The organism is Lunatimonas lonarensis (genome assembly GCF_000390185.1).
Taxonomy (GTDB): Bacteria; Bacteroidota; Bacteroidia; order Cytophagales; family Cyclobacteriaceae; genus Lunatimonas; species Lunatimonas lonarensis.
The window spans coordinates 351,243-374,159 of sequence record NZ_AQHR01000085.1; the positions used below are offsets into that span (position 1 = coordinate 351,243).

The window sequence follows — 22,917 nt, forward strand, 5'->3', positions numbered from 1 at the left end:
GGTTCGTTCCTAATCACTTGAAAAACAAATTTAAAAAAATATAAATTAATTTTTTTTGAAATTAACTTTTATTTAATATTGAATGAACATTCAATAAATATTTCTTAACACAGGGGTAATCTTGGAGTAAAGCCTGTGAGCTACCTTGCGTTGCAATTACTTCTATTTCAATTTTTATCTGTTGAATGAAATGAAAGCTGCTAAGTACGATATCCTAAATCTACAAAATCGAGGGGCTATAACCCATGGGATGGGCGGGGCATTGGAAAGGCTTTTCCGGGCATCATCAGGAAATCAGGTGTGACTTAAAAACCAATTATCTATAAATCAAATGAAAACAACTTTACCCAATTCAACGAGAAACTGGCTGGCAACGCTGATTACAGCGGCTGTGCTGGTTGTCTCAGGAGGCACAGACCTCTATGCGCAGCATGCCGTAAGCGGCATCGTAAAGGATCAGTCTGAAAATCTGCCTTTACCGGGGGTGTCTGTGTATGAACGCAGTTCCTCCAGTGTCGCAATTACCGACATCGATGGTCGTTATACCATCCAAACCAGTTCAGGCGATGCAGAACTGGTTTTTTCGTATATTGGGTTTGAAACCCAAACCATAAAAGTAGCCGGAAGGAGTGTGCTGGACGTCATCTTGTCTGCAGATGAAACACTCCTCGAGCAGGTTATAGTGGTAGGATACGGCACCCAAAAGAAAATCAACCTAACGGGCGCAGTGGACCAGATAGGTGGAGAACAGCTTATTAACCGACCCGTGGCTAACGTAATGCAGGGTTTGCAGGGGGTAAGTCCAGGACTCAACATCACCTATGCAGGAGGTAGACCGGGATCAGTCCCGGACATCAATATACGGGGATTTACGTCGATAAATGGTGGTGGTCCGCTTATTGTCATTGATGGTGTGGCCGGTGCCTACGAAGACCTACTTAGATTAAACCCGGCCGATATCGAGTCCTATTCTGTGCTTCGAGACGCCGCTTCTGCGGCAATCTACGGCGCAAGGGCAGCTTTTGGTGTGATACTCATAACCACCAAAACAGGTGGCGCAAAACAAACCATCAGCTACAACAGCAACTTCACCTGGGGAAGGCCCAGTGTACTACCGCGCCCGGTAACCGATCCCTATATCTATTCACGGGTGATGGACCAAGCGACCAGCAACACCCCATGGAACTATATAAATTTCAACGATGCACATTACCAATGGGCAAAAGAGCGGTCCGAAAACCCTTCTATTGAGGACGTAAGGATTGATCCAAACGATCCCAACCGATGGGCCTACATGGGCAATTACGACTGGTACGACTACTTCTTCAATCAGTCGGCGTTTTCAACCAACCAAAGCCTCGCCATCAGCGGCAGTGCAAACGCAAACGACCTCCCCATAAACTACTATATATCGGGAGACTATACACGCGAAAACGGATTAAATAAGTTGGTACCGGATAATTGGGACAGGTACTCACTTCGCGCACGGGTAAATGTTACACCCAAAAAATGGCTGAAGCTCGACAATAATTTAAATATCTACCAAACAGAGCGGGCCGACCCAATTACAAACATTACAGACATCTATTTTCTTACACCCATCCAGGTAGCGGAAAACCCGGATGGAACTTGGGCGAATACAGGAGCTGGAAGACTGGCAGCCCGATTAAACGACGGAGGTAGAAACCAAGAGGACATGTTTGGCTTCCATAATATCGTACGTGCCACTGCCACGATGCTGGACGGTGACCTGAGCGTGACGGGCAACGCCAGTTTCAAAAGGGAGCAATGGAACTACGCATGGGACAGGAGAAGCTTCCAGATTGGATTTGGCCCCAATGATATCCGTACCGAAGGAGGGGATGGTCTGGTAGCGGAGCGAAACGGGATTTTGCAAAACACCATATACGATTTGTACGCCAACTACAATAAAAACTTCGGTGTGCATTCATTGAGCCTATTGGGGGGGTACAACCAAGAAAGTTATACCTATAGCTCGGTACAGGCCGAGCGTAGAGTGCTTATCTCCTCCTCCCTGCCCTATTTGGGATTGACTACGGGAGACCAGTTTATTACACCGGGATACAGTTCATTCGCTACCCAAAGTTTGTTTGGACGGGCAAATTACACCCTCAACAATAAATACATCCTGGAATTCAACGGACGGTACGACGGTTCTTCGCGCTTTCCGAAGACCAACCGCTGGGGCTTTTTCCCTTCGATCTCCGGTTCGTGGATAGTCAGTGACGAATCCTTTTTCCCCGGACAGAATTCAGGCCTGTCTCCCACCTTGAAATTCAGGACCTCCTATGGAAGCTTGGGCAATCAGAATGTGGCAAACTTTGGCTACATACAGGCACTGCCAACCGGCCTATCCAGTCATCTAATCAATGGTGAAAGGCAAATGGTCATCACGTCTGCTCCACCGCTGGCGGTCGATCCCAATTTTTATACCTGGGAGCGGGTAATTACCTCCAATTTCGGTGTCGACTTAGGTCTTTGGCAGGATAAATTCTTTGCGTCATTCGATTACTTTGTCCGAAACACCAAAGATATGCTGACCAATCCGGTAGAGCTCCCCGGAGTGCTTGGTACGTCTCCGCCACAGCAAAATGCCGCAGACCTTCAGACCAAGGGATGGGAAATGACGCTGTCCTACCGGACCCAAATCGCAACCGGCAACCAGCCTATCCAATTTGGCTCTAAGGTGTTCGTATCTGACTCGAGGTCTTGGATCACCCGATTTGAAAATGAACAACGACTTTTCTCCAACTTCCGGGTTGGACAGGAAGTGGGTGAGATTTGGGGGTTGACAAACGACGGGTTTTTCCGAAATGAAGACGAAATAAGTCAACTAAACCAATCCGCCATTATTCCTTGGGGAGCATTGGATATTGTGCCGGGTTGGCCTAGGTACAGAGACCTGAATGGCGATGGACGTATTGAACGAGGCCAAAGTGAACTGGATCCGAGAGATTTGAGCATTATTGGCAATAGCCAACCAAGGTATCAGTTTGGAGGTAATATGGATATGTCCTGGAAGGGCTTTGACATGTCCCTGTTCATTCAGGGTATCGGACGTCAAGATTTCTATCCAAGACACTACCTGTTTTGGGGGCCCTATCAACAGCCCTACGCCAATATCTACCCATGGAACCTTGATTTCTTCCGTGCGGAAGCCGATTCGGAAGCCATGCGGGCACGGCATTCTCAGGCGTACCTCGATGCGGGCCTTGCCGATGCAAATCTGAACTCCACCTACCCGGTTCTTCAGGCATGGCTTGCCGATGCCAACTACGGTGCTGGCTTGGACATTCCACAGACCCAGTACCTGCTTAGTGCCGCATACCTTCGAATCAAAAACCTGGCCGTCGGGTATACCTTACCGATGGAAGTAACCCGAAAAATAAGGGCTTCCAGAGTTCGCGTATTCATAACCGGCGAGAATTTGTTCGAATTCTCCGCCATCAAAAACTTTATCGATCCCGAGGCAGTAAATGCTGGGTTTGCCCGCGCCTACCCATTCCAGCGTAGATATTCTGCCGGTTTGAACATAGATCTTTAACCTGTCATTCACGATGAAAAAGTATATCCTTATTTGCCTTATGGCACTTGTTGCCCAGGCATGCGACGACACCTTCATGGATAGGTATCCGCGCACAGCGATTTCACCTGAGGAATTTTTCAAGTCCGAAGATGACCTTCGCCTATACGTAAATGGTCTGCTCTCCCTGCCCGGCATGGGTGAGTACCAAGCGGACCAAAGCAGCGACAACCTCGCCACTACTGCCGCAGTAGAGGTGAAAACGATCATGACCGGCACACCAAACTCCCAAAACATAACCGGAGGGTGGAACTGGGGCAGGCTTCGGAACATCAACTATTTCCTCGAATACATGGGCGGTGCCAATGCCTCGCCGGAAGCAAAAAACCACTACGAGGGACTTGCTCGCTATTACCGGGCTGTATTTTACATGGGCATGGTAAAACGATTCTCCGACGTGCCCTGGTATGGATCGTTGCTCAATCCGCAGGACGAAGAGCTGTTTAAGGCTAGGGATCCAAGGCAGTACGTGATGGAACGGGTGATGGAAGACCTGGAATTTGCTGCAACCCACGTCAGGGAACAAGTACCATCCGGAACCCCCGGAAAATGGGCCGTGAAAACGTTCTACGCCAGAACCGCCTTGTATGAGGGCACTTTCCGAAAATACCATACGGAACTAAACCTTCAGCAAACGGCCAACGCCTTTTTGACCAAAGCGAGAGATGTGGCCGGAGAAATCATCCAATCGGGCAAGTTTTCGCTTCATTCGACCGGAAATCCCCATGCCGACTATGCAGCGCTTTTCAGAAGCCTAAACCTGGTCGGCAATCCGGAGGTCATTCTTGTCAACCCTTTCGACATCAACCGGGACCGAAACAGCAACATCAACTTTACGGTGTTCGGAACCTATGAGCAATCGCCTTCCAGGGACTTGGTGCAGACCTACCTAATGGCAGATGGTTCACGGTTTACCGACCTGCCGAATTACCAGACGATGCAGTATGTTCAGGAATTTGCCAACAGAGATCCACGCCTTTCGCAGACACTCGTCTATCCAGGATGGATCAGGCAGCCAGATCCTACGGCTTTTGTACCCTTGATGAACCGGAACTTCACCGGCTATTTCCAGCAAAAAGGCTACAATAACACGGTCGACAACGTGGCAATCGGAAGCCTCGACTTTCCGGTGTACCGGTACGCCGAGGTTTTGCTCACCTTCGCGGAAGCAAAGGCGGAGCTTGGCGAAATCACCCAAGGCGATCTAGATGCTTCCATTAACTTGTTAAGGAACCGTGTCGCGATGCCACATTTAAACTTGGCCAGCGCCAACTCAAATCCTGACCCGGTACTTTCCGCCAAATACCCTTCCGTGACGGGACCCAATTCCGGCGTAATTTTGGAGATCCGAAGAGAACGACGGGTAGAGCTGGCTCTCGAGGGGTACCGCTTTGATGATCTGATGCGGTGGAAATCCGGAAAACTCCTTGAAAGTATCCCTGAAGGGATGTACTTCCCCGGCTTGGGCAAATACGACCTGACCGGAGATGGACACGAGGACATCATTCTCATCGGAAGGGATGCTGTCATTCCTCCCGATCCAAGTAAGGAACGTAACGCGTTGGGAACCATGCTGGTTTACTACCGTGCCGGTGAATTTGGCGAAAACGTTACCGTCTATCTCCGAAACGGCACCAACGGAGGAACGCTCGTGACCGAGGTAACTCCGCGACGGTTTATCGATCCAAAGTTCTACTTCCGACCTATTCCGTTTCAGCAGGTAACATTGAATCCGAATCTTGAGCAGATTTTCGGATGGGAATAAGTACCTTTATGCGCCTCCTCTGGACAAAACCAGAGGAGGCGCTTTCTGTTTTTAACAAAAAATCGATTCGTTGAACAGCCACAAGAGGGGTTCACAAAAAAAGCTTGGTATCAACTCAAACCAACCTTTAGGTACGATCCCTTCATCTATACGCGCAGCGGCTAAAGCTTCTTATTACGATGATAAATTACCGATCTACCCTTGCCCTGATAGGGCTATTTTTGTGTCTAAGTGTTCAAAATCCATCTCACGGCCAGATACGAAAAACGCTGTTTATAATTTTGGATGGCATTCAGCGGGAGTTATTGGAGAAAAACCCCACCCCTTCAATCGATGAAATCAGCCAAAAGGGTGACTATATACATGCCCATGTCGGCGGCATGCGTGGAGGATACTCCGAAACCCCCACCATCTCGGCAGTAGGATACAACAGCCTGCTTACCGGCGTTTGGTACAACAAACACAACGTGAGGGACAACAGTATACGCCAGCCCAACTATAACTATTGGACTGTTTTTAGGTTTTTAAAGACAGCTTTCCCTCATAAAACAACGGCTGTTTATTCTACGTGGCTTGATAACAGAACCAAATTGGTTGGCGAAAACCTACCCGAAACTGGCCATCTTCAGTTGGATTATCACTTCGATGGCATGGAGATAGACACATTGGGATTTCCGCACGACAATGAAAGCAAGTACATCCACGAAATCGACAAGCTCGTAGCGGCCTATGCCGCCAAGGACGTGTTGGAGAAGGGGCCAGATCTATCCTGGGTATATCTCCAGTATACGGACGATATGGGCCACCGCTATGGCGTCAGTGAGCAAATGAACCACGCTATCAGGGAAGCTGACAAGCAGGTAGGGCTGATTTGGTCTGCGATCAAGGAAAGGGAAAAGCTGTATGGTGAAGAGTGGCTTCTACTGATCACTACGGATCATGGACGGGGCGAAGGCGGATTTGGCCATGGAGGGCAGTCCGATGCAGAGAGGGCTACGTGGATAGTCTCCAGTCAATCGCTCAATGAGAGGGCAGGGTCCATTCCCGGAGTAGTCGATCTGCTACCAACTATGGCAGACTTTATGGGCATACCTATTCCCAAAAATCAAGCCATGGAAATCGACGGGATCTCCCTGCTCAAAAAACCTTATGCCGATCGACTCGAAGGCACGCTGGAAGGTGAACGCTTGCACCTGAAATGGCATGACTACGATAGCGGGCAGAAAGCCAAGGTGTGGATTACAACCGGAAACCAATTCAGATTTGGCAATTCGGATACCTATCGCCTTGTTGGAGAAGTTGAGCTGAGTGCAGAAAAGGTCGCCTTGGATCTGGGTACAATCTACCAAAACCTAAAAGTCGTGTTAGAATTGCCAAAAGGATATTGCAACGTGTGGGTGAAAAACATTCCCTGAGGTAATCAAACCATAGACTGGGCTGAAACATCCTGCCCGGTCTATGGACTCAGGTACCTGTCGCAGTCAAAAACAAGGTGCAGGCAGATCACAATTCCTATGAAAAGAGACAAAGGCAGCCTAAATCACTGAACACCATCAATCTAAGATAAACACATCATTCACAGCCAGTTTGAAATCAATCAGATTCACTTCCTCTCCCGGTAGATATACCCGGATTTCCGAATACCTTCCTTCTTTCGAATTTGAATAAACCTCCACCCGATTGTTTTCCAATAAAGAACGAACCTGGCACCGCTCCACGCAAGGCAAGCCCCTACTTATTTAAACTTAATCCAAACAAACAGAATATTATAGCATTTATTTTAATGATACCAATTCTAAATACTGAAAAATAAGATACTACACGGAACTTATAACCAAAAATTTGGTTACAATTGTATGTGAATAGATAATCCATACTCCTAACCCGAATAGTAATGTTTATGAAAACAGCAGAAAAAGAAATCGTAACGCTAAAGCGTTCGTTATTGGTAGATACCGAAAAAAAACTGAATAAGCAGATTGAAATGGAAGGAAGATCCTCTGCCTATTACCTTTCAATGGCGTCTTGGTGCGAGATGATGGGGTTCAGCAACTCTGCAAAGTTTCTCTATGATCACGCAGACGAGGAACGCCAACATATGCTCAAACTCTTTAAGTACATCAACGATGCGGGTGGACATGCCATCCAACCGGAAATAACCGGGATCAGACATAATTTCAACTCGTTGCGTGAGATTTTCGAATTGATATTAGAGCATGAAATTGAAGTAACCAAATCCATCAACACCATCGTAGACCACTGCTTTATGGTAAAAGATTTCGCAACATTCAGCTTTATGCAGTGGTATGTGACCGAACAGCGGGAAGAAGAAACCGTTGCCAGACGTGCGCTGGAACTCTTCGATATCATCGGAGAAGAAGGTATCGGTCTATGGACCATTGACCAAGAGTTGGGCAAGTTGCATGCTTCCATCGAGGAATAATTTCCAACTAGCTATACTTTATAAAGAACCGGTCGGCCATTCAAGCTGTCCGGTTTTTTTGTCTTCTGCTGCTGTCTACTCACCGGATTTAAGGGGCATTTTCGGTTTTATAAACACTACTACCGGATTATCCTCCCTGCCTACTGTTCCCAACCCCGGAACATCTACTTGCTTTTCTTTCATGGCATAAGCCGGAGAAACCACCTCTACGAGATCTCCATTGAAATACACCGGATGGCTGATGCCGTTGGAGTAGGAACATAGGTAAAGCGTTTCCGGAAATGACGTAAGGTCATTTATTAAATTCCGTGTATGAACTACCGTAGCGTTGCTGTTGAATTTGAGAAATTGGTGAACATGGATGTGCCCTCCCCTGTCCTTATAATTATAAGTTATCGCCAGTAATTTTTCATTGCTAAAATTCAAAACTGGAAAAGAGGCCAATCCCCTACCCTCCTCATTGCTATACAAAAAATCCATTTGCTCGCGGGTACTTTTTAATCCCCACGAAGGATCCACTCCCTTTTCGCCGAAATCCACCATGAGAAACGAAGAAACACCCCCCTCAGACAAGTGGTAAAAACGGTTATCAAACATCCTTGAGAAAAACAGCTCTCCTTTGTCGTTTGTAGAAAAGCTTTCCGAATTGGCAGTGTAATAAGAACCCTCGGTTTGGATTCGCTTTTCAAAAAACAACGCGGGCTTCATACTCTGCATATCCACCACGACTAGATCTGCATTGGTAAACTCATCGTTGACTTCGTTATCCATCTGCTGTGCAGAAAAATAATACCACCTTCCGCTATGGTCCCTCCTCAAGGAATTGGCTTGAGGGAGAAAAACCGGGATTTCTTCCAGTAACTCAAAGCTCAAATTGGAAAACCGAAGGATCCTCGATCGGCTGCCCCGAAACTCAAACACGTCAATAAACGACTCATCCTCATCCACCAGTACATGCTGCATGTTTTGATACTCCCCTGGACCCTCTCCCAATTGTGCCAATTTACCGATATACTTTCCTTGATGATCAAAGACAAAAACGGCTTTGAGAACCCGATCCACTGCGTAGATGTAATTTTGCCGGATTATAACCTCCCGCACATTCACCAACATACTTTCCGGTTCGTTTTCCAACGCCACATATCGGATTTCAGTAGCAAACTCCGAGAGAGGCGTATTCTCCATGGCATGATCGGGATCCAGTGCCAACACTTCCGTCGATGTATTCGGATTTTGCCGGCATGCGATCACTAGGAAAGCGGACAGAATCCCAACTACCAACCTTACATACCCTTTCAATGCGATCATGCGTATTTTGGATTAAGTTATCAAAGTATGTATCTTCGTTTCAACTAACAAACTACATGCAGCTTTTTTTTCAAAAAGAAATCAAGGGAGACAACCTCGTCCTAGACCCCGACGAATCCAAACACCTGGCCCGGGTGCTGCGAAAGCATATTGGAGATTTGGTGTATTTCACCAATGGCAAGGGTTCGTTATTTACCTGCAAGATCCAAGACAACCACCCCAAAAAAGCCGTGTTGCAAATTGTAGAAGAAGAGTTCGTCCCTCAGGATAAACATTACATCCACCTGGCCATTGCACCTACAAAAAGCCCTGACCGTATGGAGTGGATGATGGAAAAAATCACCGAAATCGGTGTGCAGGAAGTGACATTCATCCGATCCGAAAATTCGGAAAAGGACCAAATCAACTACGAACGCATCTACAAAAAAACTGTCAATGCCTGCAAGCAGAGTTTTCAGACTTGGCTTCCCGAAGTCCACGAGGTCCGAAGCTTCGAGGAGTTTATCCATGATAAAAACTGGATTAATTTCCAACGGTTCATCTGTTTTGTGGATGAGAATATTCCACTGCATCTCGTACAGCAGGCCAAACCGGAGCAGTCCTATTTGGTGTTGGTAGGCCCCGAAGGCGATTTTGCGCCTAGAGAAATTCAGGAAGCTGTTGCCCAAGGATTTACACCCTGCTCCCTGGGTAAAAATCGCCTTAGGACCGAAACCGCCGGCCTTGCCGTGGTTCACAGCCTGCAGTTGGTAAATACTTTGTTGGCCCAACAAAATGCCCAAAGCTAACCACTTCTACGCAGCCACATTTATTACCTATGTCGTTTTATAGTTCCAATTTCATGAAATTAGTCCAAATACACCTTATAGCCCTCCTGATATGCCTTTCGGTATATTCCCAAGCACAGGAAACCGATATCCTACATCAACTAGCGGAGATTGCCGTTATAGATCAAAAGGTGATGATGCCGATGCGCGATGGCGTACGTCTGGCCACCGACATTTACCGACCCAAAACCGACCAGCCAGTACCTATTATTTTTTCCAGGACTCCGTATAACTTCAACACCTACCGGGATGGTGAGTTGGTCACACGAACGCTGGAAACCGCTTATCAGGCAGTCAAACGCGGTTACGCCTATGTAGTTCAAAACGAACGGGGCAGGTTCTTTTCAGAGGGAGAATGGGATATTCTTGGTACGCCGCTTACCGACGGCTACGACGCCTTTTCCTGGATGGCAGAACAGGCTTGGAGCAACGGCAAAATAGGTACTCTAGGTTGTTCCTCCACTGCCGAATGGCAGATGGCGGTGGCCGCGATGGACCATCCTGCCCACGCCGCGATGATTCCTCAAGGTTATGGCGCTGGAGTGGGGCGTATAGGAGACTACTACGAGCAGGGCAACTGGTACCGGGGAGGTGCCACGCAGATGCTATTCATTGCTTGGCTGTATAGCACCCAACACGACCCCATGGCTCCCAAACTGCCCGATGGTATCGAACAAAAAGACCTGCTGCGTTTGCAGCGTTTTTACGATATGGCTCCTAGATACCCCCGGGTAGACTGGTCAGAGGGACTTGCCCACCTTCCTGTAAAGGATATTATCAAAAACGCACAAGGGCCCGAAGGAATTTTTGAGGAAATGGTGACCCGAAAGCCCAACGATCCCAAATGGTACGAGGGCGGACTTTACCACGACGATATGGACTTTGGGGTGCCCAGCTTCTGGTTTGTTTCCTGGTACGATGTAGCCAGCAGTCCCAATTTGGCACTGTTTAACCACGTACGTGAAAAAGCATCCGACCCCCAGATTCGGGACAACCAGTACTTGGTGATTGCTCCTACCCTGCATTGCGCATTCACACGGGCCACGGAAAACACACTAGTCGGCGAGCGAAGCATGGGCGACGCCCGGTTGGACTACGATGCGCTGGTCTACGGATGGTTTGACTATTGGCTAAAAGAAGAAAAGAATGGGATCACCGAAACCCTTCCTCGGGTAAAATATTTCACCATGGGCTCTAATAAATGGCAGGAATCCGAGACTTGGCCACCCGCCAATGCGGAAATGACCACCTATTACCTGGACAGCAAGGGCCGTGCGAATACCCGAAATGGAGACGGCATACTTACTCCCAAACGCCCCAACAGAGATAGCCCTGATAGCTTTACCTACGACCCCATGAACCCTGTCACTTCGTACGGAGGTAATGTTTGCTGCACGGGTACCGCCATACAAGGAGGTTCCTTCGATCAGCAGGAAATGGAGCTGCGGGAGGATATGTTGGTGTATACCTCCGAGCCCCTAGCCGAAGGAGTGGAGATAAGTGGCTTTATTGAATCCACGCTTTACCTTTCATCGGATGTGAAGGATACCGATGTCACGATCAAGCTGATCGACGTATATCCGGACGGCCGTGCATACAACTTGGACGAAACCATTCAGCGGGTCCGCTATCGGGAAGGGTATGGAAAGGAAGTCTTTATGGAAGAGGGGCAGGTGTATGAGGTAAAACTGACCCCCATGTCTACCAGCAACTATTTTGACAAAGGACACCAGATACGGATCGAGGTCTCCAGCTCAAACTTCCCCCGATTTGATCGCAACCTGAATACCGGCGGCAATAACTACGACGAAACGGAGGGGGTAATCGCCAACAACAAAATCCACCACTCGCGTCGCTATCCCAGCAGTATAACATTACCCATTATACGATAACCGGAAAAGCCAGACCCTATCGATTCGGGGTTTGGCTTTTCGCTTTTACTTACACCAAAACCACTTCAACCATGAAAAAACAGGTACTGTTACTTTATCTGCTATCCCTTCCCTTCTTCCTCCTGGCGCAAAATGAAAAGCAACGCTGGAAGCAACACGCCAGGCAAACCGAAATCATCCGCGATCAATGGGGCATCCCGCATGTAATGGGAAAGACAGATGCGGATGCCGTATTTGGGATGATCTATGCCCAGTGCGAGGACGATTTTAACCGCGTAGAGATGAATTATATCACGGCAATGGGCCGGACAGCCGAGGTGATGGGCAAGGACCAGATCTTTGCCGATCTGCGCATGAAGTTTTATATCGATCCCGATACCCTAAAGCGTGAATTTGACGAAAGCGAGGCCTGGCTAAAAACCCTCATGGTCGCCTGGGCAGATGGCATCAACTGCTTTCTATCCGAAAACCCAATGATAAAACCCAAGCTGCTTACCCGTTTTGAGCCCTGGATGGCCCTGGCATTCAGTGAAGGCAGTATAGGCGGGGATATTGAGAGTATTTCCCCGGCGGGTTTGCGGGCCTTTTATGGAAACGAATTTCAGGCCTATACCCCCCCAGCGCCTGAATTAATGGAAAATCCAAGTGGGTCAAACGGTTTCGCCATTAGCCCTGACCTCACCGTAAATGGCAACGCCCTCCTGTACATCAATCCACATACCTCTTTTTATTTTCGTCCCGAAGTCCATATGCAAAGTGAAGAGGGACTCAATGCCTACGGTGCGGTAACCTGGGGACAATTTTTCATTTACCAGGGATTCAATGCCCACAACGGTTGGATGCACACCTCCTCCCGGGCGGATGTGATCGATCACTTTGCACTGACGGTTCGTCAACACGAAGGCCGGCATGAATACCTTCACGGTGATTCATGGCTACCTCTGCGGGAAAAAACGATCCGGCTTGCCTACAACGAAGACGGCATGCGGGGCGAAGAAACCGTAACCGCATTCTATAGTCACCACGGTCCGGTGATCCGGGCGGAAGGCGAAAAATGGATTGCCATACAGCTGATGGTAGCCCGTGAAAAAGCACTGACCCAATCCTATTTGCGGACAAAAACAACGAATCACACCGAATTCCGGGAAATTATGCAGCTTCGCACGAATTCCTCCAATAATACGGTTTATGCAGACCGGGATGGTACCATTGCCTACTACCACGGGAATTTTATACCCATCCGAAACCCCTCCTTTGATTGGTCCGGTGTAGTGGATGGAAGCAATCCCGAAACTGACTGGAAAGGACTCCACCCCATCGAAGACTTGGTATATATCGCCAATCCAGCCACTGGGTGGTTACAAAACTGCAACTCAACCCCCTTCACCGCAGCCGGCTCCGAAAGCCCAATCCGTGGCAACTACCCCACTTATATGGCACCAGACGCCGAAAACGCCCGCGGCCTGAATGCCGTTCGCCTGCTCGAAAAACAGCGCGGGTTTACCCTGCAAAACCTGATCGCGTTGGGACACGATTCTTATTTGATCGCGTTTGATCCGCTGATTCCAGCACTTGTACAGGCATTCAACCGACTTCCCCCTTCTGACTCCAGAAAGCAGTCCCTAGCAGAACCTGTACGCACACTGATGGATTGGGACCGTCGATTCGGATTGAAGTCCGTAGGAACCTCGGTTGCCCATTATTGGGGGACTTCGCTTTTGGCCAAAACACGCCAAATGGATCGCCCGGCAGAAGTGTACCTGTTTGATTTTCTTGCGCACTTTACGTCGGATGAGGTGAAGTTGGCTGCGTTGGAAGAGGCGATAAAACTCCTTACGGCCAATTTCGGAACGTGGGAGACCCCCTGGGGAGAAATCAACCGGTTTCAACGAATTACCGGTGACATCGTCCATCCCTTCGACGACGACGCCCCAAGCATTCCGGTACCCTTCGCTCCTGCCACCTGGGGATCATTGGCGTCCTACGTAGGCCGTAGCCCCATCCCAACGAAAAAGATCTACGGCACTGTAGGCAACAGTTTCGTTGCTGCGGTGGAATTTGGCGAAAAGGTTCGGGCAAAAAGCCTGCTGGCAGGAGGACAGAGTGGGAATCCCGCTTCCCCCCATTTTTATGACCAAGCGGGTATGTATGCAGCGGGAGAGTTTAAGGACGTAAATTACTACCTCGAAGACATTCTCAAACACGCTACAAAAAACTACAGACCCGGATCAGGGAAGTAATCGATCAACGGGATTTATACTGGTCAAGGAATTGCCGTCTCTTCTACCCAATCACCTGCTATAAAGTGGGCTGATAAGGTTTGTATTCCCTACCCTAGGCAATGCGCTCTCGGTATAGTATTCGGCTATTTTTGTTAAATAAAGCTAAAAAATGTGAAAAAAACCATCCTAGCTGGAATTTTATATCCTGAGATTTGGTAGCTTTCGTTTTCTGTTAAAGCCAATTTCCAACTAACCTATCTAGACAGATGAAATCGAGCATGACGTAGCCATCACACACTGGGATGACTATCTGCCATGCGAGATTCCATCTGACCATTAAAAAACAATTATAGACAGATGAAACACTATTCAATGTTGATCGCTTTATGGATTTTTTGGAGTTGCTCCAAGGACGAAGCAGGCCGCCAAGATATCGAGGGGTTTCTTTTGTTCCAAGACACCGTGCTTATCGACCCAAAAGGAGACATCATCAACCTGAAGTACGGACTGTCCAGCCCGGAGCTATCGAAGGATGGCAGGTTCCTTTTTCACTATCCGGACGGAGAACACAGGTTCAACAAGATCAACCTGGAACGTTTGGAACTGGAGGAGACCCTTCTGTTTGAAAAGGAGGGGCCAAACGGGATGGGTGGATACATTGGCGGCTTTTCGATTACCCAAGACGAACATATCCTTATCTGGTCCTACGGACTTCACGCCGTTTTCAGTCAAAAGGGAACAAAACTGAGGGACTTGGGGCTTTCCAGTATTGCGGATGAATTTAAAGGCTACGAGTCTTTCCCAATCCGCCTATTGGAGCACCCAAACGACCCAACAATCCTCTTTGGTCTTATGATAACCTGGCAGGATTATACCTATACGTTATTAAAATTTGATCTCAAACAAAAGAGCGTGGAACGAATACCCCTTCCGGAAACCGAAAGGTTGAAAAGCTACCACATGAAAATTGAACACGAAGGCAGACCCGCCGGAGGTTTTGGTGCTACGCCCATGGCAACAACCATCCAAAACGACAAACTTATCATTTCTTTGCTAACCTTCAATGAAGTCTATGTGTATGATGTGCTGGTTGATTCTTTGTACGTCAAATCATGGGATAGCCAGCTGACAGGCAACCAAAATGAATACAAACTGCCAAAAACCGTTCAATTGCTACAAGTAGAAGAGCATAGGAAAAAGTTTTTTGAGTCGATCGTTTTTTTGGATCCCATGTGGGACCCCGTTTCAAAACGTTACATCCGGCTGTCCTACAAAAGCCTATTTGCAGTAGAGCCAAACGAGGATGGGGAATACGAGGAAATCGGTGCCGACGTTTTTTTGACCGTGTTGGACGCCAATCTAGATATACTCAAGGAAACCCAGCTCCCGCGGCTTTCCAAAAACCCTCGAAACCATTTTTTTACCGACAACCGGATTTGGCTATTTGAAAACATGGATGATGAACTGGGATTCATTCGTATCACGGTAGATTGATCGAAAGATTGGGATTACCGGGATTAGCCGCTAGTTTAGTGTTGTCTCCCAATGATCCCGCTAAAACCTTCGTACCCCTTTGCCATTAAGCTGAATAGTAATCCTAGCGCATTCTGACTATAACGATCCGTTTGAAAACCAATTCCTCCTTCACCAGGTGCCTTTTAGGTAGGCCAATCGCCTGCTTACCTCCTCATTGGTGGCAACCGGCCTTACCTGCGAGGCATCGAGCGTTTTGCCAAAGGAAGTATGGTCCCGAAAATACACCAGTGAGTTTAGTGCAATCAGTACCTCTACCGGATCCCTGGTACCATTAATCAACTCGATCAACCCATCGTTGGGATCTACCCCCGCTGCTATGCCCATGAACTCAATGGCTCTCAGGGCCACCATAGCATTTTCATCCACCCTTAGCTTGCGGATAGTGGGAGCTAAGGGGGCAGCCTGTACGCCAAATCCCGACGCCACCGTGATGGCCCAATATTTCTCCAAACTGGTACCTGCTTCCAAAAACCGCAGCAACGGACCCTTCGCATCTGCGAATGGCTGTGTTCCCAGATCATTGATTTCCAATAGTTTCACCAATTGACGCTGGTACTCGTTGCCATAGGATACCGGATCTTTCAAGGCCTCGGCCACCAGTAGGTTTTCGGGCAGAAATCCCAAATCATGTTTTTCCAGCAAAAGGTCGCTTAACCGCTTGCGCAGTTGGCGCAGCAGGGGTTGAAATTCTGTCACACCGGCCAGGTTTCGGATTTCAAACGGATCCTCCTCTAGGTCGAACAGCATTTCTACCGGCTTTGGCAAAAAGAACCTGTTCTGAAGTGAGTCCAACCGATCACCTCCATGCAGATCTCTCCATTCCGAAAACGCCAGCATCTTGTACCGGTAGTTATTGTGCAGTGCATCGGGATAAAAGGGCTGATAGCTTCTGATATATTTGTATCGTCCCTTACGAAGTGACCGCACCAGGTCGTATTTCTCGTCAAATCGGTCCGCATACCCAATGGCTTCATCCCTTGCTGCCACTTCTAAGCTTTTTATTCCCTTCCCCAAAAAAGCCCTCCCATCCATTTGCGATGGCACCGCAATACCTGCCAATGCGAGCGCGGTTGGCGCAAAATCGATAAAACTTACAAATCCCTCTTGTATCCCGCCCAGTTCCGTATCCACCAAATGCTCGAAATTCTTCGGAATTCTCACCACCAGAGGGACATGAAGACCCGTTTCGTATAGGTAGCCTTTGCTGCCAGGGAGCACGCCTCCGTGATCGCCAAAATAGAATACAAAGGTATTCTCCAATTGGCCGTCGGCTTCGAGCTTGCCAAGAACCTCTCCCACCCAACGGTCTATCTCCCGTATTTTATCCCTATGGTAGGCAGTTGTAAACCTAAAAATCGGCGTATCGGGGTAAAAAGGTGCCAGTTTTATAGATTCGGGCAAATCCACGGGCTGGTAAGACCCCATCAGGTCTCTGCCAAAATGCAGCCGGCTTTCGTGCGATTCCATAAATGTTTCTTGATGAAAGAAGGGTTGATCAACCACGGGTCTACCCCGCCAGCTAGCTTGATTGGAGGAATCATCCCATACGTCGGGTCCTTCCTCCGCATTGTAATCCTTTTTGGCGTTATTGGTGGTATAATAGCCCGCCTTTCGTAAATAGGCCGGAAACATCTCCAAGCCCTCCGGCATGGGAGCCAACTTTATTTTCCGATGCAGGTGCATGCCGGTTCTCGTCGCCAGCGTCCCGGTGATCAAGGTGCTTCGGGCTACCGAACAAACAGGCGCATTGGAAAATGCATGGCTATAGGTAACCCCTTGCTTGGCCATGCCCCGAATCGCCGGTACTTCCACGCCGGACGGATCAAACAGATCCATAAAATGCTTGGAGTTGTCTTCTGAGATCAAAAAAACGATATTGGGAGCAGACGGAATTGCAGCCCGGGTTGGGATATAGGTCGGCTGATTGGTTCGATCGAAACGGGTCTCCACAGATCGGTCAAGGGCAACGGAAAAAACCAGCAAAAGGGCTATACATAGACTGGTTGGAGTTGAATACATCGGTGGAAGTTGGGTTTTATGGAACGTTTGATGGACAGGAAGCACATCTGAAACTCCAAACTACCGGTTTTAGTGGAAAATACCGAGTCATCTACCGAAAAAATGGAATTAAATCCCCTATCTTCTCAACAAAGTGTCTTTTCAGTTTGACATGGAAAAAACCAAAATCCTCCTCTTATGAAACCGAACTTGATGTGGACATTACTATTGGGTGCATTTTTCTCCTGTACACAGCAAGAAGACCTTTCCGGGCCCTTACCCGTTGAATCCCGGGTACAGGCGGAGCGTGTTGATCAGGGGTTTACCTTACAGCAGGTCTCGAGTGTTCCGGCCAACACCTTTGGGTACCGGCTTTTGCCCGGCGGAAAAATGGTCAATCGCACATTTAGCGGATGGTGCGCCACTCCACCGATCGTGACCCAGGATTATGAGGGAACTTGGCGGCTGGACGGCGATATCCTAACCTGGGAATCTCCTTTTTGGGGTGGCATCGAAACCCAGGAATGGAGGATTTCGCCATCGGCCCAAAACACTATTCGAGTCGAGGTTATCCGCAGGGATTTTACGTATTCACAGTAAATCTATGTATCCTTAGGTTCTTATTACTTGACAAAGCGAAAATCCACCCTAGGATGCGATAAGGTTTCCAATAACCGCGCAGGTACTTTTATTACTTGAAACCAGGTAGGCGAGATCGGGTTTTGTAGGAACAATGGCAACCCGATCAATGGATAGTTGTACCCAACGGTACACCATTAGGCAATTTTCTCAATAAATCTGTTATTTTTAGGGATAAATAAGCTTTCCCTATTGACATGCATAGAAGACGTTTTATCCGCAACAGCATCGGAATGGGCATGGGTTTGGCCTTCACCCCAACTTGGGTGCAGGGTCAGGGCTTGCCAGCACCCACACGTATCACCGATATGGCGGCTGCCTGTTGGTTTGGCTATTACGACAAATTTCAGGTAGACCCCACCGGGCGGTACGCCTTAGGCTGCAGGGTTGGTTTTGAAGGCAGGTCACCCAGTCCATCCGATGAACTGGAAATAGGAATCATTGACCTGGAAGACAAAAATACATGGCGGAAGCTGGGGAACTCGAAAGCGTGGGGTTGGCAGCAATCCTGCATGCTGCAATGGATACCGGGCTCCGCTACCGAGGTTATTTGGAATGACCGAGAGGGCGAAAACCATGTAAGCCGTATCGCCAATATCGTGACAGGCGGGCAAAGGGTACTACCCATGCCCGTCTATGCACTGGCACCCAACGGAAAGTTTGCGATCGGTACCGCCTTCAACAGAATCCAAAACCTGCGCCCGGGCTATGGCTATGTAGGGCTACCAGACCCCTATCAGTCCACCAAGGCCCCCCGAGAAATCGGACTTACGAAAATTGACCTGCAATCAGGACACCACGAACTGCTGATCAGCATTGCCGAGATGGCGCAGCTACCCCATTTGGGTGAAGACGTCTCCAACAACTGGCATTGGTTCAACCACCTATTGGTCAGCCCTGACAGCAAACGCTTGCTGTTTCTCCACCGGTGGCGACCGGAACTCCTCGAACCACAGGTAATGGCACGGACCGGCTTTGTAACCCGGATGATAACCCTTGATTCGGATGGAAAAAACCTGTTTGTTGCCGATCCCTCGGGCTACAGTTCCCATTTTGTATGGAAAGACCCCAAGCATATTTTTGCGTGGACCAAACCCATTGGGCGGGACGCCGGATTTTGGCTGTTGGAAGACCAATCAGACAATATGCATCCCGTGGGGGAGGAAACCATGACGAGCAACGGGCATAACACCTATGTTCCCAATACGAACGATGAATGGGTACTAAACGACACCTACCCCAACAAGGACCGGGACATAACCCTGTACCTCTACCACATCCCCACAAAACGGCAGGTTATTCTGGGGAAATTCCATTCACCGGAGCCCTTCTTTGGGGAGTGGCGGTGCGACCTGCACCCCAGGTGCGATCAGGCAGGTCAGCGGGTATTCTTCGATAGTACCCACGAGGGTACCCGGCAAATGTACTACTTGGACATCAGGCATTTGGTTGGCACCTGACCGCTTCTGAAGGGCGTCAAATGGCATGCTTGGTGTTCTCCTGATACATTGAGAGGACCGTTTTTCCTTTGCTCGGATGTCGGTTAGGGATTAGTGGGTATTCCCCCATCCATTTCCCTGGTTGGTATTTTTTTGGTGTTATTCTAATAGCGATTGAGCTGAATAAGCCAGTTGTCCTACTATCAAAAAATAAAATAAGGAAGAACCAGATAAAAAAACTTGATGATGTTTTTTAAAATGCACGATGTACAGCTAAAAAAGCCATGCAACATCCGGTTCGAATTCTATCTCTTTTGTTATTTGTCAGCCTTTATTTGGTCTCTTGTGGTGGGGCCGACGATGATCAAGGGCCCTTGGAAGGAAATGGCAACGTCACCTTTTACATCAATAGGCCACTACCTTGCCAGGAAGCGAATATTACATTTAGAGGACCAAGAGGTGAGGTTACAGGGCGTCTTTTTGGCAATCGCGTATTTACCGGAACACCTGAATGTTCCGTACAACCGTCTCTAAGTTTCATGAACAGGGCCTATGGAGCCTACACCTATCAGGTGGAATGTGACGATATGATTTTTGGTCAAAATATTATGTTAAGGGAGCCTTGCATGCTTATCTTGGTGGAAATGCCTTGATGGCAAGTTTTTATAAACTAAGTGGATATTCCGCTTGCTAGTTCAATTCTTGGGGTCATTTTTCTATGTCAATATCATATTTGGCTAAAAGTCCTAAAATGCCCAGAATAGAAAATTTGGCTTTCCTAATTCAGTTTTTTTCCGGGTCAATCGAAAAATTGTAGGAAGTCCGAAAATCGGCTCTTTCAAGTATCGTGTGGTCAAACAGGCAGGTCGCATGGCGGATAGTCATCCCAGTGTGTGTCGCTTGCGTCATGCTCGATTTCATCCGACAGAAATCACCCAAACTTCTGAATCCCCATAGATACCTTCCCACAAAAAAACCGCTAGGCTTCTGTTCCGCCGCGGCCAGGCACCACGGAGCAAGCCCGAAAATTCCGCTACGCTGCACTTCGGTTTAGCTTGTATGTTTATGGCTGGTGCTATTCAAGTTCTATCAGTGTTTTTTTGTGTTCACAGATAAAGGCACTTGTTTGGTAAAACAGTGAATTCCTCCTCCTCCCCAGTTATACCTCATGGCATCAAGCCACACCAGTTCTTTCTTTGGATAAAGTTTGGTGAAAATTCCCTTCACCTCTTCTTCCTTCTCTTTTGATCCACCTACGTGTAGATAGGTCGGCAACAATACTTTATCGTTGGTGATAAGGAAATTGAGATAGGATGCGGCGGCTACTTGTTGGAGGGTATCGCCGACGACAATTCCCTCCGATTCAAGAAACTGAGAAATACCAACGGTACTATCGCCCAAAGCCCGCCCTTCTACAACCTGAACAGGCTTAAATATCAAATCAGGCAATGGAACCTTCACAATGTCAAAGGGTTTTCCGTTTTGATCTTTAGATTTTTTAAGGATTTGGTAGGTTTCATTCAGTCGTTTATAGTTGCCTGCATGAATGGGATGTTTGTCCTTTTCCTCTTCGTCAATCCATGCCAAAAGAATGGTATTGGCATTGGCAAATCTGATATACTCATCGGTATGTCCATCAGTACCTGTTCCAAAATATCCCGGAATAATAGTAGCTATATCTGGGGGATCTTCCATCAGGCCCATACCTACCCATATAAAGTTGCTTAGATTGAGTGTTCTTCTCAATTCCTGTTCAATACTGTCTTTACTGGCACCTTTATTATACTTGAGCATCCAATATTCATTAAGCAGAATAGTGCCTTGGCCATTCACCTCAATAGCACCTCCATCAATCGACAACCAGGATGAGATAACATCGTAACCGTCCTTGACGGCCAAAAGGCTATCCACTTTTTGATTGCTTTCTAAGATAGAGGCATACGCTATGGCCTTGCTTTCTTCTACGCCCTTGGTTATTAAAAAATCCTTGTACGCCTCTTGAGCTGACCATATAAAATCAATTACCATTTTTTCGCCTAAGCCATTAATCAAGTAAACAGGTCCTACATCCCTTGGTGCCAGAGGATTGTAATAGGGCAGAGATGTAAACTCGTAATTATCAGGAGAAAAATTGTTTATTTCCAGATAATCTTTAAGTACCTGCACGTTTTCACTTGTGTCGCTTAAAAAAATGACGGGTGTTGTCCCATCCAAAGCCCTGACGATATCTATGATAAAAGGCCAGTATTCCTTTTTCCATTCAGCTTCGCCCCATCCAATATAAATGGCTTGGTGCGGCTCCCATTCGGCGGGGTAATAGAAAGCTGAGGGGTCTTTTCTTTCCTTACAGGAAAAAATAGTAAAAATGGCTATAGATAAAAGTAAATGTCTTGACTTCATAATCAAATGTGTTTTGTAATTCGATCATGGCTGTTGATACACTTGCCAGCAATCGGGTCAGGCGAGGGAATTTACTCACTGTATCTATATTTTTAAAGCGGCGGTGGTGATTCCCAATTCACCATCACCTTCCCAGAGAACTCCTGACTGGGTCAGGGCCGGCCCACAAGCCGCCATCGGAGGGGCTATCCACTGGTTGCCCAACAGTCCTCCATCCATTTCAAAGCATTCAGCCCAAAGGAACTGATTCAATTTACACACGGGATTTGAGCTTGCCTAAGGCAGACAGGCTTGGAGACGGCGGGCCTTCGGATCCGTTCTCATCCTACCTACTCCTAACATCTTAAAGATACTAACCTTTCAATTTACTCGGAACCGCCCGCCTGTCTGCCGCCAAACGCAAGCTGGACCTAAGGTGATGGTATATCTCGTTGTTTCCTTCAATAGGTTTTGTTTTCAAACCATTTATTTAGTGCTTCTTGATATTTATTAATAATATGGTCATCAAATTCATTTGCTTCTAGTTGAAGAAAGTTTTCAACCTTATTTTGAATTGCATCATAATTGAAATCATTAATTATTTCTATTTGATCATCAAATTTAATGAGGAGATAAACACTTCCATGGCTTGAAATTCGACCAAATCTATAGATTCCGTTTTGATTAAGCTTATCCGGATTAAAGATATCAATTACATAAACGCTTTGAAAAATATTTAACATTCGTTCATCAACCTCGTATTTTGTTAATTCCCCTTTTTTTATTAAATAATTCAACACTTCCGTTGAGAATTTCTTATCTATTACTACTTTACGGAGTTAAAAATTTTGGCCAATAAGGCAAA

16 protein-coding genes are annotated in these 22,917 nt (G+C 47.5%); 11 read left to right on the forward strand and 5 right to left on the reverse strand.

Translation table 11 applies throughout. The features are described from left to right. Nucleotides 1–331: 331 nt before the first annotated feature. From ADIS_RS14210 to ADIS_RS14225, 4 genes are all read left to right on the forward strand, one after another. Nucleotides 332–3,565 (forward strand): SusC/RagA family TonB-linked outer membrane protein, encoded by a 3,234-nt coding sequence (locus tag ADIS_RS14210; protein WP_010855266.1) that lies wholly within the window; start codon nt 332–334, stop codon nt 3,563–3,565. A 13-nt stretch (nt 3,566–3,578) separates the two neighbouring features. Further along, nucleotides 3,579–5,369 carry a RagB/SusD family nutrient uptake outer membrane protein gene (locus ADIS_RS14215; protein ID WP_010855267.1) on the forward strand — a complete coding sequence of 597 codons (1,791 nt, stop codon included), beginning with the start codon at nt 3,579–3,581 and terminating at the stop codon, nt 5,367–5,369. A gap of 179 nt (nt 5,370–5,548) precedes the next feature. Continuing rightward, entirely contained in the window at nt 5,549–6,784 is a 1,236-nt protein-coding gene (locus ADIS_RS14220; RefSeq protein ID WP_010855268.1) for an alkaline phosphatase family protein, read from the forward strand. A gap of 485 nt (nt 6,785–7,269) precedes the next feature. Further along, nucleotides 7,270–7,812 (forward strand): ferritin, encoded by a 543-nt coding sequence (locus ADIS_RS14225; RefSeq protein WP_035806152.1) that lies wholly within the window; start codon nt 7,270–7,272, stop codon nt 7,810–7,812. Nucleotides 7,813–7,887: 75 nt separating this feature from the next. Here ADIS_RS14225 and ADIS_RS14230 read toward each other — a convergent pair whose 3' ends face one another. Continuing rightward, the gene (locus tag ADIS_RS14230; protein WP_010855271.1) at nt 7,888–9,120 is read right to left on the reverse strand and encodes a 6-bladed beta-propeller; all 1,233 of its coding nucleotides are present in this window, start codon (nt 9,118–9,120) and stop codon (nt 7,888–7,890) included. Nucleotides 9,121–9,176: 56 nt separating this feature from the next. On the opposite strand from ADIS_RS14230, the gene ADIS_RS14235 reads away from it, so the two are divergent. From ADIS_RS14235 to ADIS_RS14250, 4 genes are all read left to right on the forward strand, one after another. Next, nucleotides 9,177–9,908 (forward strand): RsmE family RNA methyltransferase, encoded by a 732-nt coding sequence (locus ADIS_RS14235; protein ID WP_010855272.1) that lies wholly within the window; start codon nt 9,177–9,179, stop codon nt 9,906–9,908. A gap of 53 nt (nt 9,909–9,961) precedes the next feature. Continuing rightward, a complete protein-coding gene (locus ADIS_RS14240) occupies nt 9,962–11,839 on the forward strand; it encodes a CocE/NonD family hydrolase (protein WP_035806154.1) in 1,878 nt (625 codons plus the stop codon). A gap of 71 nt (nt 11,840–11,910) precedes the next feature. Next, complete coding sequence (locus ADIS_RS14245; RefSeq protein ID WP_010855274.1) at nt 11,911–14,079, forward strand: penicillin acylase family protein; 2,169 nt, start codon at nt 11,911–11,913, stop codon at nt 14,077–14,079. Nucleotides 14,080–14,418: 339 nt separating this feature from the next. Then, entirely contained in the window at nt 14,419–15,555 is a 1,137-nt protein-coding gene (locus ADIS_RS14250) for a DUF4221 family protein (RefSeq protein WP_155907471.1), read from the forward strand. 150 nt (nt 15,556–15,705) lie between these two features. Here the strand turns inward: ADIS_RS14250 and ADIS_RS14255 are convergent, their stop codons facing one another. Next, a complete protein-coding gene (locus ADIS_RS14255; RefSeq protein WP_010855276.1) occupies nt 15,706–17,616 on the reverse strand; it encodes a sulfatase family protein in 1,911 nt (636 codons plus the stop codon). Between the two features lie 177 nt (nt 17,617–17,793). On the opposite strand from ADIS_RS14255, the gene ADIS_RS14260 reads away from it, so the two are divergent. From ADIS_RS14260 to ADIS_RS14270, 3 genes are all read left to right on the forward strand, one after another. Further along, a complete protein-coding gene (locus ADIS_RS14260; RefSeq protein ID WP_051113325.1) occupies nt 17,794–18,195 on the forward strand; it encodes a hypothetical protein in 402 nt (133 codons plus the stop codon). A 236-nt stretch (nt 18,196–18,431) separates the two neighbouring features. Next, the gene (locus ADIS_RS14265; RefSeq protein ID WP_035806040.1) at nt 18,432–19,694 is read left to right on the forward strand and encodes a hypothetical protein; all 1,263 of its coding nucleotides are present in this window, start codon (nt 18,432–18,434) and stop codon (nt 19,692–19,694) included. Between the two features lie 263 nt (nt 19,695–19,957). Further along, on the forward strand, nt 19,958–20,326 hold the full coding sequence (locus tag ADIS_RS14270) for a hypothetical protein (protein WP_155907473.1): 369 nt from the start codon (nt 19,958–19,960) through the stop codon (nt 20,324–20,326). Between the two features lie 436 nt (nt 20,327–20,762). On the opposite strand, the gene ADIS_RS14275 is transcribed toward ADIS_RS14270, so the two are convergent. The 3 genes from ADIS_RS14275 to ADIS_RS14280 all read right to left on the reverse strand — a co-directional run bounded on the left by ADIS_RS14275 (nt 20,763) and on the right by ADIS_RS14280 (nt 22,849). Then, on the reverse strand, nt 20,763–22,073 hold the full coding sequence (locus tag ADIS_RS14275; protein ID WP_010855283.1) for an agmatine deiminase family protein: 1,311 nt from the start codon (nt 22,071–22,073) through the stop codon (nt 20,763–20,765). An 84-nt stretch (nt 22,074–22,157) separates the two neighbouring features. Further along, a complete protein-coding gene (locus ADIS_RS23010) occupies nt 22,158–22,325 on the reverse strand; it encodes a hypothetical protein (protein ID WP_010855284.1) in 168 nt (55 codons plus the stop codon). A gap of 188 nt (nt 22,326–22,513) precedes the next feature. Next, complete coding sequence (locus ADIS_RS14280; protein WP_010855285.1) at nt 22,514–22,849, reverse strand: hypothetical protein; 336 nt, start codon at nt 22,847–22,849, stop codon at nt 22,514–22,516. Nucleotides 22,850–22,917 lie beyond the last annotated feature (68 nt).

Coding starts and splice junctions, on each gene's coding strand:
- ADIS_RS14210 (WP_010855266.1), top strand. CDS start 332: ATGAAAACAACTTTACCCAATTCAACGAGAAACTGGCTGGCAACGCTG.
- ADIS_RS14215 (WP_010855267.1), top strand. CDS start 3,579: ATGAAAAAGTATATCCTTATTTGCCTTATGGCACTTGTTGCCCAGGCA.
- ADIS_RS14220 (WP_010855268.1), top strand. CDS start 5,549: ATGATAAATTACCGATCTACCCTTGCCCTGATAGGGCTATTTTTGTGT.
- ADIS_RS14225 (WP_035806152.1), top strand. CDS start 7,270: ATGAAAACAGCAGAAAAAGAAATCGTAACGCTAAAGCGTTCGTTATTG.
- ADIS_RS14230 (WP_010855271.1), bottom strand. CDS start 9,120: ATGATCGCATTGAAAGGGTATGTAAGGTTGGTAGTTGGGATTCTGTCC.
- ADIS_RS14235 (WP_010855272.1), top strand. CDS start 9,177: ATGCAGCTTTTTTTTCAAAAAGAAATCAAGGGAGACAACCTCGTCCTA.
- ADIS_RS14240 (WP_035806154.1), top strand. CDS start 9,962: ATGAAATTAGTCCAAATACACCTTATAGCCCTCCTGATATGCCTTTCG.
- ADIS_RS14245 (WP_010855274.1), top strand. CDS start 11,911: ATGAAAAAACAGGTACTGTTACTTTATCTGCTATCCCTTCCCTTCTTC.
- ADIS_RS14250 (WP_155907471.1), top strand. CDS start 14,419: ATGAAACACTATTCAATGTTGATCGCTTTATGGATTTTTTGGAGTTGC.
- ADIS_RS14255 (WP_010855276.1), bottom strand. CDS start 17,616: ATGTATTCAACTCCAACCAGTCTATGTATAGCCCTTTTGCTGGTTTTT.
- ADIS_RS14260 (WP_051113325.1), top strand. CDS start 17,794: ATGAAACCGAACTTGATGTGGACATTACTATTGGGTGCATTTTTCTCC.
- ADIS_RS14265 (WP_035806040.1), top strand. CDS start 18,432: ATGCATAGAAGACGTTTTATCCGCAACAGCATCGGAATGGGCATGGGT.
- ADIS_RS14270 (WP_155907473.1), top strand. CDS start 19,958: ATGCAACATCCGGTTCGAATTCTATCTCTTTTGTTATTTGTCAGCCTT.
- ADIS_RS14275 (WP_010855283.1), bottom strand. CDS start 22,073: ATGAAGTCAAGACATTTACTTTTATCTATAGCCATTTTTACTATTTTT.